Here is a 9,531-nt window from a genome sequence, read left to right on the forward strand (position 1 = left end):
CTCCAGCACCACGCCCGAGACGACGCCCGTGGCGCCCGCGTCTCCCAGCGAGACCGCGGCCCCGATGGCCACCGACGCAGGCGTCTGAAGTCATCCCGCCTTGAGCCGCACCCGCTCCCGGTCACGCCCCCGTGAAGCAGGCAGGGGAGCGTGCCCCTCCTGCAAATCCCGGGAAACGTTGAGAAATTTCCTGGGAGGAGGGAGCGGCCCATGTCCAAGGCGTTCACGAAGGAAGATGGGGGCGGCGACGAGGGGCTGACCCCCGCGCGCCCCCGGTCGGCGTCGGTGGAGCAGCGCTACATCACGCCCGAAGGCCACCGTGCGCTCCAGGAGGAGTGGCTCTCGTTGCAGGGGCCGGATCCGAGCGCCGGTGATTGGCCGGAGCTGGAAGCGGGCGTCCGCAAGCGCGAGCGGGAGCGCCGGGCCCGCGAGCTCTCCGCCATCCTGGAAGAGGTGCGGGTGGTGGAGCCGGATCCGTCGCGTGCGGGGCGTGTCTTCTTCGGCGCGTGGGTGGTGCTGGAGGACGAGGAGGGCGAGCGCATGCGCTACCGCATCGTCGGACCGGACGAGGCGGACGTGAAGGCGGGGCGCTTGAGCGTGGAGTCCCCGCTGGCGCGCGCGCTGCTGGGCAAGGAAGCCGGCGAGGTCGTCACGGTGGAGCGGCCACGCGGCCCGGTGGAGTACGAGCTGCTCGCGGTGGAGTACGGGGAGCCCGAAACTGCCGCGCCGGGTCCGTGACCGTGAGCGGCGCTCAACGCTTCGTGGCGATGACGGTGACGAGGCCGCCGAAGGGCTTCGGCATGCCGCCCTCGCGCACCTCGACGTCGAACCCCTCCGCCTCCAGCAGGGCGCGGGCCCGGGGCACGAGGAACGTCAGGTAGTACATGACGAACGGCGGCTTCCAGAGCGCGTTGCGCACGCGCATGGCCGCGTTGAAGCCCTTCGCCACCCAGTAGCCGGGGTTCAGCGCGGACGGCGGCTGACCGGTGACGAAGACGAAGCGCCCTCCGGGCTTCAGCGCGCGCGCGATGCCCTGCACGAGGCGCGGCTCGTCCTCCTCCAGGATGTGACCGAAGGCGCCGAAGCTGGTGACGAGGTCGAACTCCGCCTTGAAGGGCAGCGCCAGCGCGTCGCCCCGCACGAAGTCCAGCGCCGCCGTGCCGGGCGCGTCCCCCAGCCGTCGCCGCGCCTCGTCCAGCATCCCCTGGCTCAGGTCGAACCCGACGACGCGGTCGCGGCACAGCGGGCGCAGCACACGCATCGCGGCGCCGGTGCCGCAGCACACGTCCAGCGCGGTGCCCACGCTTCCGGGCGGGCCCACCTGGGCGAACGCGGCCTTGAGCAGCGGATCCGGCGTGCGGAACGGGGTGTGCTCGAACTTGGGCGCGAGCAGGTCATACCCCTGCTCGACGGAGGTGAGCGCCTGCCGGGCCAACTCCCGGAGGGTGGGGCCATCGCGGTGGAACATGCGCCCAGGTGTACCCACATCCCACCCGGCGCGCCACCCGGAGAAAGGGGGACTGGGGCCCGGGGGACCCGACCGGCTTTGAATGTTCCGGCGGGGGGCCCGTCAGTCAGGACAAGCAACACAACGGAGGATGGAAGACATGGCTTTCAAGCTCGCACTCTCGACCCTGGCCTTCGGTGCACTGCTGCTCGGTTCCTCCACGGCGTTCGCGGCGGATTCGCGCGGTCGCCCGACCGAAGCGGATGCACGCTGGAGCCGCGACAACAACCAGGGCGGCTGGGAAGCGCCGCGGGAGTCCCAGGCGTTCCGCTACCACGATGACGACGAGCGGACCCGCCGCTACGTGGGCTGCCGCGGCCCGAACTGCAACGCCCGTCCGATGCCGCGCCCGGTGGACTCGCGGGGCCGCTACGAGCTGCAGACGGTGGAGCACTGGGTGCCGGCGCGCTACGAGCAGGTCTGGGTCCCCGAGCAGTGCGTGTCCCGTGGCCGCCACGGCCGCCACGTGCGCTGCACGCCGGGCTACTACGACCAGCGCTACGTCGCGGGCGGCTACCAGGCGGTGACGGAGTGGGTGTGGATCCCGTACAGCGGGCGCCGCTGGATGACGGTGGCCTACTACCCGTAGTCGAAGCGCCAGCCACAAGCAGGGGACGACACAAGCAGGGGACACGCGGGGCGGTGCCTGGAGAGGGGGTTCTCCAGGTGTCGCCCCGCGGTGTTTTGTGCGTGAAGGCGCCGGGTGCCTTTCCGGTGCGGGCCTGTTAGGCAGACCCGCATATGGGGACCGCATTCATCACGGGCGCGGGCGTGCGCATCGGAGGCGCGGTGGCTCGCGCGCTGGGCCACGCCGGCTATGACCTGGCACTGGCCGCGAACCGCTCCGTGGGCCCGCTGGAGGCACTGGCGGACGAGCTGCGCGCGCTGGGCCGCGACGTCACGCTGTACAGCGCGGACCTCTCCGACCCGGACGCCGTGGACGCGTTGGGCGCGAAGGTGCGGCAGGCGCACCCCGCGCTGGACGTGGTCGTCCACAACGCGGCCCTCTACGAGCGGACGGACTTCGCCTCCATCACCCGGGCCGCGTACCGCCGGATGCTGGCGGTGAACCTGGACGCGCCCTTCTTCCTGACGCAGGCGCTGCTGCCGTCCCTGCGCGCGGGGAAGGAGCCGGTGGTCGTGCACATCACCGACATCGGTGGGGAGCGGGCGGTGAGTCACTACGCGCACTACTCCGTGAGCAAGGCCGGGCTGGTGATGCTGACGCGCGCGCTGGCGGTGGAGCTGGCGCCGCACGTGCGCGTCAACGCCATCGCACCCGGAGTGGCGGCCTTCCCCGACGACTTCGACGAAGCGACGCGCGAGGCCCTGCGCCAGCGGATCCCCATGGGCCGCGAGGGCAGCGTGGAGGACATCGCCCGCACGGTCGTCTTCCTCGCGCGCGAGGCGCCGTACCTCACCGGGCAGGTCATCGCCGTGGATGGTGGAAGGAGCGCCCAGCTGTGAGCGATGACGCCCCGTTGATCCACCCGCTCGTCAACGACGCGCAGGGCCGGCCGCTGGACGTGATGCAGCTTCGCGGGCTCACGGCGGACTGCATCGTGGGCATCTACAACCGCGAGCGCGTGACACCGCAACCGCTGCGCCTGGACGTGGCCCTCTTCCTGGACACAAGGCAGGCGGCGGTGGGCGGGAAGCTGGCGAACACGGTGCACTACGGGCGGCTGGCCGGCGAGCTGCGCTTCCTCCTGGATGCGTGCCGCTTCGAGCTGCTGGAGTCCGCGGCGGAGGCGGTGTGTCGCTACCTCCTGGCGCCGCCCACGGACGCCGGCGCACAGGCGCGCGTGCAGGCCGCCACGGTGCGGGTCACCAAGCCGGAAGCCTTGGGCGGGCTGGCCATCCCGTCGCTCCAGGTGCACCGCGCCGCGGACGCGATGGTCTACGCGACGGAAGAGACGCCCTTCGGCTGCGTGGACGTCATCCATGAAGGCGCGACGTACGGCGTGTACCGGCTGCGGGTGAAGCCTGGGGGCGTCATCCCTCCGCGCGTGGATGGGAACCGGGAGGAGAGTGAGCTGGTGCTGGGCACGGGGCTGCTGCTCCAGGGACAGCCGGTGGGGCGGGGCATGGCGTTCCACGGAACGCGAGGGCTCGCGCACCGCTACGACAACCCCACGGCCACCGAGCAGACGGTGCTGGGCGTGTACCGGCCGCGCATCGTGCCCCTGGCTGAAGGCGTCCCGGACGCGTCAGAAAGACTGGCGCCGCCCGCGCCGGGCGCGCAGTACTACCCGGCCGAATAGGCGCAGGCCGCACGCTCCGTGAGGGGGGGCGGCCAGGCGACGGTGCGACGGGGCTGTGATTAGCTCGCGAGCGCGGTGGATCGGGCTCACGAAGGACACGTCGGATGAACCTGGACAGGCGGATTCAGCTCTTCGTCGTACTCGCGGCGGTGTTCGTCACCTCGCTGGTGGCGGGCGACATCATCGGCGTGAAGCTGTTCGAGGTGCACCTGGGGCCGGTGTTGGCGGTGATGTCGGCGGGGATGTTGCTGTTCCCGGTGACGTTCCTGCTCACGGACATCCTCAACGAGTTCTACGGCAAGCGGGTCGCGCGGTTCGTCACGTGGGTGGGCTTCTTCATGGCCATCTTCACCTTCGTGTTCATCACCGTGGCGGTGCGGGTTCCCTGGGCGCCGATGACGGAGGCGGCGGGCTACTCGGGGACGGTGGCGGGGTCGTTCAACAACGTGTTCGCCGGCTCGCAGCGCATCCTGATGGCGTCGATCGTCGCGTACCTGGTGGGCCAGTTCGCGGACATCGCGGTCTTCAACCTGATCAAACGCGCGACGCAGAACCGGATGCTGTGGCTGCGCGCCACGGGCTCCACCGTGGTGTCGCAGCTCATCGACACGGTGGTGGTGCAGTACCTCGCGTGGACGGGGGTGCTGCCCCAGAAGGTCATCATCCAGATCATCCTCACGTCCTACGCCGTGAAGCTGCTGGTGGCGGTGGGGCTGACGCCGCTCATCTACCTGGGCCACACCTTCGTGGAGCGGAAGCTGGGCATCGCCCCGGTGGTGCTGGGAGAGGACGGTGAGCCGGTGAACCTCCCGGCCCCCGTCGCCGAAGCGCCTCCCGCACGCGCGGCCTGAACCACCTCAACGCGCGTTCGCGGCCGGGTGCTTGAGCACCTGCATGGTGCCGCGCGTGACGCCGAACTGCTCATGCACGGCCGCGCGCTTCACGGCCTCCGCGGGCGACAGCCGGCCCGCGAGCAGCTCCTGATACGCGGTGAGCACGCGAGCGGCCTCCTCGCGCGTCTCGCGCACGAACTCCACGCGGAACCTCCGCACGCCGCGCTCCAAGAGCCGAGGCACCAGTGACGCCGCGCTCTGCGCCTGCGCGTTGAACACCGTGTTGCGGCACCCCACGTCGACGATGACCGGATGCTCCAATCCCAGCCGGTCCTTCAACGCGATGGCGTGCTTCTCACACGGCCGCCCGCAGGCCTTGTAGTCGCGCCCGTTGGACAGCGTGTGCGAGTACACGCAGTGCTCGGTGTGGAACGTCGCGATGTGGTGGTGCAGCGCCACCGCGAACCGGTGCGCGGGCGCCTTCTCCAGCAGCGCGAACAGCTGATCCGAATCCAGGTCGTGCGATACCGTCAGCGTGTCCAATCCCAGCCCCAGCAGGTGCGCCGCCGTCAGCGAGTTGGTGACGTTGAGCGAGAAGTCCCCATGCAGCACCGGCCGGGACGCCCCCGCCGGCTGCTCCAGGAAGTGCATCATCGCGCCCCAGTGGCGCACCAGCACGGCATCCGGCCGCAGCCGGTCCAGGCGCGTGTCGTAGCCCTCCTCGCCCGGCTTCTGCACGCGCACGGTGGCGATGGTGACACGCAGCCCCGCCGAGCGCGCCCGCTCCACCGCGCGCTGCAACCCCACCAGCTCCATCCAGTCCAGCTCCACCTCGCCCAAGCCCGCCGCGATGACCGCCTCCAGCTGCGCCTCATCGCGGCACAGCGGCAACAAGCGCGGCGAAGCCTCCACCGGCCGCGAAGCCACGCGCGCCAGCAGGCCCTGGCGCACCCCGTGCTCCACCGCCTCCGTGCTCACGGTCCGAGCAGGCCCCTGCTCCACGTCCAGCGTCAGCTCCGCCACCAGCTGCCGCCGCAGCGCCTTCAGCTCCGACACCGGCAGGTGCAGCCCCGGCGCCAAGCCCGAACACTCCAGCTCCGCCAGGTGGAACGCCGTCCCGCCCAGCGCGCCCAGCTTGTCCTTGATCAGCGCGGCATCCACGCCCGCGCCGCGCGAAGGCGCGAGCCGCGTCGTGCCCACCGCCTCCCGCGTGAACCGCCCCGTGCTCATCCGCACGCGCAGCGGCGAACCCTCCACGCCGGACACCCACAGCGACAGCGGGATGCGGCCCTCGGGCTCTCCTTCCGCGAGCAGCCCCTCCGTGCGGCGCGCGAGCGCGGGGTCGCTGTTCAGCCACACGCGCTGCCCCGGCGCCACGCGGCCCAGGTCCGGCCCGGGGTGGCCGAAGCCCAGCACCCACGCGTCGCCCTCGCGCTCCACGCGGAAGATGGGGCCGCCCGGCTCGTGCTTGTCCTCGGGCGCGCCCGCGTCGAACACCACGCCCATGCCCGGCCGCGGATCCACGTCCGCGGGATCCGGCTCACCCGCCAGCGGCGCCGACACCGTGCCCGCCGGGGACTCCGGCCGCGCATCACCCAGACCCAGCGCGCCCGTCCACGGCCGGTCATCCGGCACCACGAGCACGTCCTTGCCCGCCACCGCGCGCACCCGGCCCAGGTACAGCCCCCGGTGCTTCGGGAACCGCCCCTCCACCAGCGTCTGGTGGTCGGACCCCGCCAGGAACCCGTGCGAGAACCCCCGGCTGTACGACAGCGACATCTCCGCCAGGTCCTTCGCCAGCCGCGCCGCGTCGGGCTTCCCCGCCATCACGCCGTCCAGCCACCGGCGATAGCCCTGCACGGTGCTGGAGACGTACTGCGGCCCCTTGAGCCGCCCTTCAATCTTCAGGCTGTGCACGCCGATGTCCGCCAGCTCCGGCACCGCCCTCACGCCCGCCAGGTCCTTGGGGCTGAGCAGGTACTTCACCTCGCCCAGGTCGCGCGTCTCCCCATCCACCACCAGGTCATAGGGCAGCCGGCAGGACTGCGCGCATTGACCGCGATTGGCGGACCGCCCACCCCACGCCTCGCTCGTGAGGCATTGGCCGCTCCACGACATGCAGAGCGCGCCGTGGATGAAGACCTCCAGCTCGATGTCCGTCTGTGACGCGAGCCGTCGGATCTCCGCCACCGACAGCTCACGAGGCACCACCATCCGCGTGAAGCCCAGGCCCGTGGCGAACCGCGCCCCTTCCGCGCTCGACAGCGTCATCTGCGTGGACGCGTGCAATTCCAACTGGGGGCACACCGCCCGCGCCAGCAGCGCCACCGCCGGGTCCTGGATGATGAGTGCATCCACACCCGCCCGAGCCACCCCGCGCAGCAGGTGCTCCACCACCGGCAGCTCCGGCTCGAACACCAGCGTGTTCAGCGTCACGTAGGCCCGCGCGCCGGCCCGGTGGATGAGCCCCACCGTCTCCGGCAGTCGCTCCAGTGAGAAGTTCTCCGCACGGGCGCGCGCGTTGAAACCCTCGTCGAGCCCGAAGTAGACGGCGTCCGCGCCACTGGCGAGGGCGGCACGCAACGACTCCAGGTCACCGGCGGGGGCGAGGATTTCGGGGCGTTTGTCAGACATACGCCCTTACCTAGCAAAACGCCTTTACCCCTCTCAATCCGCTGCTCGCCCCTCTGTACGGCAGGCACCTGGGTACGGGGTTTCCACGGCCCCACCCCCAAGCCAGACGGGTCCTTGGCGTGACAAGAATTCCAGTGACGTGAGGATTATCCAGCCAGATGTTTGTTATTGAGCGGATGAAGTGGTATCCCAGTGGGTAGGCGCGCCCAACAGGCACCAGCCGGTCATGTGGTGGGGGGAAGACCGTAGAGCCGCGCGCCATTTCCGAAAGGGACATCAGATGGAACGCGAGCGGATGTCGGGGGCGCGGACCGCGTCCAGCCGGCTTGAAGCGGTGGATGCCATGCGGGGCACGGTGATGTTGCTCGTGTTCCTTTCGCACTTCGCGGATGCGTATCTCTATCCGCTGGGCGGCGAGCACGCGCACCTGCGCGAGCGCATGAACCTGCTGACGATGATGGCCACACCCGGCTTCATGGTCATCAGCGGCCTGATGCTGGGGCTCTTGCATTCGCGCAGCCGTGACTTCCCACCCCTGCGCACGCGGCTCCAGCGCCGGGGCCTGTTCCTGCTCACGGTGGGCCACGTGCTCATCGTCCCCACGTGTCGCTTCTGGGCGGACGCGCCCCTGTACCTGCTGCGCGTCCTTCCGGTGACGGACACCATCGGGCTGGCGCTGCTCGTGGGCCCCTGGGTGGTGACGCGGCTGAACGGCCGGACGCGCGCGGCACTGGGCGTGGCCCTGTTCGCGGTGAGCTGGGTCGTGAGCCTGGCGTGGTGGCCGGAGGCGGCCTATGCCCGCGTCCTCAAGGAGGCCCTTTTCGGCCAGCGTGAGCTGTCCGTGCTGCTCTCCAGCTTTCCGGTGGTGCCGTGGATGGGCGTGTACCTGGTGGGCAGCATGTTCGGGGAGTGGCTGGGGACGTGGGGGCGCGCGGACCCGAAGGGCGTGGCGCGGCGCTTCGAATTCGTGGGCCTGGGCATCGCCACCTGTGGCGGTGGGCTGATGGTGCTCCACATCGCCGTGCACCACCTGTGGCACGGCGCCGGCTTCACCACGCTGATGGCGCTCACCTCCCAGGCGCAGAAGTATCCGCCGGGGCCCGCCTACGTCGCACTCTACGGCGGCACGGTGCTCGCGCTGATGGGGCTCTTGATGCGCGCGGAGCAGGCCGGCCACCTGTCGCGCTACATGCGCATGGCGAGCGTCATCGGCCGGCACTCGCTGCTCGCGTTCATGCTCCAGTTCTACGTGTACTACGTGGGGCTCTACCTGCTGCGCCTGCCGTACTCGCCGCTGTGGCCGCTGCTGTTCGTCGCCACCGCCGCGCTCCAGTGGGGCGCGCTGTACGCGTGGGACCTGCGGGACCGCGCGAAGGAGGTCTCCACGCGGCTTCCCGCGGCGGTGCCCGCTTCGGGCGCCCGGTAGCAGGAGCGGACGGGCAGGAGAGCGGACGGGCAGGAGAGCGGACGCCCGCTCTCAGGGTGGCGGAGGCGATAGGGCGTCCCCACCCTTCGACGCAGGAGGTCGTGAATGCCCGATGTCATCGTCTACATGAAGCCCACCTGCCCGTACTCGCGCCAGGCCATGGCCCTGCTCCAGGAGAAGGGCTGCGCGTTCCAGAAGTTCAACGTCGCCGACGATGAGCAGCGGCACGAGGAGATGAAGGAGCGCTGCGGCCGCCACACCGTGCCGCAGATCTTCATCGCGGGCCGCCACATCGGCGGGTGCGACGACCTGTATGCGCTGGAGGCGTGTGGCGAACTGGATGCGCTGCTCGACGGCGCCGGGTCGTCCACCGCCCCCTGAGGTCGTCGCGGTTCGCGTTTGAACAGGCACTTCCGTTCAGTGGTCGTTTCCGGGGAGACGGCTGACCTTGTCGTCCCTCGGCAACGGGGGACCGGGTCGGTCGTTCCTGACGGTGGAAGCAGCCTGTTCTGCGCGCGGTGCCCACCCCGCGCCACATCCGCGGGTGTCTGGCGCCACGCCCAACCGCGCGGATTCACGTTCCCTGTCTGACTGGCCAGCAGCCAGGTGGCTGTGGCGTCCCTTCCCCTGACGGAATGGACGACGCGCCTCTCCCCGTTGCCCGCCGACCCGCGAGCGCCCTCCCGCGCCGTGAACCCACGAGGAGTCCGCATGCGCTTCCGCCTGCCCCTGACGACCATCGTCTGTTCCGCCGGGTTGTTCGCGGGCCTCGCCGGCTGTACCGGCAAGGTCGAACCCGCGCCCGTCGGCGTCGCGCGTCCGGGTACGACGGTGCCGCCCATCACCTCGGATCCGCCCACCCGTCCC

Annotated in this window: 9 protein-coding genes; 7 read left to right on the plus strand and 2 right to left on the minus strand. The window is 70.9% G+C overall.

Annotated elements, in window-relative coordinates:
- The first annotated feature begins 210 nt into the window (after positions 1-210).
- Positions 211-738, plus strand: a complete 528-nt coding sequence (locus D7V97_RS34305) for a GreA/GreB family elongation factor (RefSeq protein WP_120614837.1) — start codon at positions 211-213, stop codon at positions 736-738.
- A 13-nt stretch (positions 739-751) separates the two neighbouring features.
- Here the strand turns inward: D7V97_RS34305 and D7V97_RS34310 are convergent, their stop codons facing one another.
- Positions 752-1,468: a class I SAM-dependent methyltransferase gene (locus D7V97_RS34310; RefSeq protein WP_120614838.1), complete on the minus strand. Its 717-nt coding sequence runs from the start codon at positions 1,466-1,468 to the stop codon at positions 752-754.
- 139 nt (positions 1,469-1,607) lie between these two features.
- Between D7V97_RS34310 and D7V97_RS34315 the strand changes: the two genes are divergently transcribed.
- The 4 genes from D7V97_RS34315 to D7V97_RS34330 all read left to right on the plus strand — a co-directional run bounded on the left by D7V97_RS34315 (position 1,608) and on the right by D7V97_RS34330 (position 4,622).
- A complete protein-coding gene (locus tag D7V97_RS34315; RefSeq protein ID WP_120614839.1) occupies positions 1,608-2,096 on the plus strand; it encodes a hypothetical protein in 489 nt (162 codons plus the stop codon).
- Positions 2,097-2,248: 152 nt separating this feature from the next.
- Positions 2,249-2,974: an SDR family oxidoreductase gene (locus tag D7V97_RS34320; RefSeq protein ID WP_120614840.1), complete on the plus strand. Its 726-nt coding sequence runs from the start codon at positions 2,249-2,251 to the stop codon at positions 2,972-2,974.
- A 62-nt stretch (positions 2,975-3,036) separates the two neighbouring features.
- A complete protein-coding gene (locus D7V97_RS34325; RefSeq protein WP_120614845.1) occupies positions 3,037-3,771 on the plus strand; it encodes a dihydroneopterin aldolase in 735 nt (244 codons plus the stop codon).
- Positions 3,772-3,875: 104 nt separating this feature from the next.
- Positions 3,876-4,622 (plus strand): queuosine precursor transporter, encoded by a 747-nt coding sequence (locus tag D7V97_RS34330; RefSeq protein WP_120614841.1) that lies wholly within the window; start codon positions 3,876-3,878, stop codon positions 4,620-4,622.
- A gap of 6 nt (positions 4,623-4,628) precedes the next feature.
- On the opposite strand, the gene D7V97_RS34335 is transcribed toward D7V97_RS34330, so the two are convergent.
- On the minus strand, positions 4,629-7,238 hold the full coding sequence (locus D7V97_RS34335; protein WP_120614842.1) for a U32 family peptidase: 2,610 nt from the start codon (positions 7,236-7,238) through the stop codon (positions 4,629-4,631).
- Between the two features lie 280 nt (positions 7,239-7,518).
- On the opposite strand from D7V97_RS34335, the gene D7V97_RS34340 reads away from it, so the two are divergent.
- Both D7V97_RS34340 and grxC read left to right on the plus strand, forming a co-directional pair.
- Complete coding sequence (locus tag D7V97_RS34340; RefSeq protein WP_158623515.1) at positions 7,519-8,664, plus strand: heparan-alpha-glucosaminide N-acetyltransferase domain-containing protein; 1,146 nt, start codon at positions 7,519-7,521, stop codon at positions 8,662-8,664.
- Positions 8,665-8,769: 105 nt separating this feature from the next.
- Complete coding sequence (grxC, locus tag D7V97_RS34345) at positions 8,770-9,045, plus strand: glutaredoxin 3 (protein ID WP_120614844.1); 276 nt, start codon at positions 8,770-8,772, stop codon at positions 9,043-9,045.
- The last annotated feature ends 486 nt before the right edge of the window (positions 9,046-9,531 follow it).

Source organism: Corallococcus sp. CA053C, assembly GCF_003611675.1.
Taxonomy (GTDB): Bacteria; Myxococcota; Myxococcia; order Myxococcales; family Myxococcaceae; genus Corallococcus.

Excerpts from the sequence above, each read along its gene's own strand:
- D7V97_RS34335 (WP_120614842.1), bottom strand. The coding sequence starts at position 7,238 with ATGTCTGACAAACGCCCCGAAATCCTCGCCCCCGCCGGTGACCTGGAG.
- grxC (WP_120614844.1), top strand. The coding sequence starts at position 8,770 with ATGCCCGATGTCATCGTCTACATGAAGCCCACCTGCCCGTACTCGCGC.
- D7V97_RS34340 (WP_158623515.1), top strand. The coding sequence starts at position 7,519 with ATGGAACGCGAGCGGATGTCGGGGGCGCGGACCGCGTCCAGCCGGCTT.
- D7V97_RS34330 (WP_120614841.1), top strand. The coding sequence starts at position 3,876 with ATGAACCTGGACAGGCGGATTCAGCTCTTCGTCGTACTCGCGGCGGTG.
- D7V97_RS34315 (WP_120614839.1), top strand. The coding sequence starts at position 1,608 with ATGGCTTTCAAGCTCGCACTCTCGACCCTGGCCTTCGGTGCACTGCTG.
- D7V97_RS34310 (WP_120614838.1), bottom strand. The coding sequence starts at position 1,468 with ATGTTCCACCGCGATGGCCCCACCCTCCGGGAGTTGGCCCGGCAGGCG.
- D7V97_RS34320 (WP_120614840.1), top strand. The coding sequence starts at position 2,249 with ATGGGGACCGCATTCATCACGGGCGCGGGCGTGCGCATCGGAGGCGCG.
- D7V97_RS34305 (WP_120614837.1), top strand. The coding sequence starts at position 211 with ATGTCCAAGGCGTTCACGAAGGAAGATGGGGGCGGCGACGAGGGGCTG.
- D7V97_RS34325 (WP_120614845.1), top strand. The coding sequence starts at position 3,037 with ATGCAGCTTCGCGGGCTCACGGCGGACTGCATCGTGGGCATCTACAAC.